This window comes from Vibrio sp. 811 (assembly GCF_033339195.1).
Map to the genome: position 1 here is coordinate 1 of NZ_JAWOUB010000299.1, position 778 is coordinate 778.

The window sequence follows — 778 nt, forward strand, 5'->3', positions numbered from 1 at the left end:
GTAAAGAGTTGTTTGTCTTCCCAACGGATCATCGTCAGCGAACCACCCCAGACACAACCTGTATCGAGTCCAATGACTTTTTCATCGATATAGCCCTGCAATGCTGCCCAGTGGCCGAATAACACTGTTTTTTCTAACGGTATGCGGTGCGGCAGTTCAAACCAAGGTAGCAATTGGTCACCTGTGACTTCTTGCGGAGGCAGTTTGCAGTCCATATCTAAACGACCATCAGAAAAGCAGAAACGCATTCTTGTAAAGGCATTGATGATATAGCGATAGCGATCCAGACCTTCCAGTGAGTCATCCCAAAGATCTGGTAAGTTGCTGTACATGTTTTTTAGCAACCACGGCAACTCTTCGCCTTGGATAATATGTTCTACTTCGCGAGCGCATTGTCTGGCTGTTTCTAAATCCCATTGCGGTGAGATACCCGCATGACACATCACAAACTCGTCGTGCTCTGCCAGAAGAGGTTGTTTAGCTAGCCAAGAGAGCAGTTCTTCGCGGTCTTTAGCGAGGAAAATAGGGGTCGTTTTATCTTTGTCTTTTCGCTTTTTCAGGCCGTAAGATACTGCCAGTAAATGTAAGTCATGATTGCCGAGTACGACTTTTGCGCTGTCACCGAGTGACTTTACGAAGCGCAGTGTTTCGAGTGATTTCGGGCCGCGAGCCACCAAATCTCCTGCGAGCCAAAGTTGGTCATGTTGAGTGGAAAAGTTGACGCGCTTGAGTAGCTGCTGTAGTTCGTCAAAACAGCCTTGGATGTCACCAACGATAT

1 protein-coding gene is annotated in these 778 nt (G+C 47.3%); it reads right to left on the reverse strand.

The features are described 5' to 3' along the window. On the reverse strand, positions 1-776 hold a 776-nt coding region (locus tag R7Q46_RS26475; protein ID WP_318078126.1), incomplete at its 3' end, for a symmetrical bis(5'-nucleosyl)-tetraphosphatase. Positions 777-778: the final 2 nt, after the last annotated feature.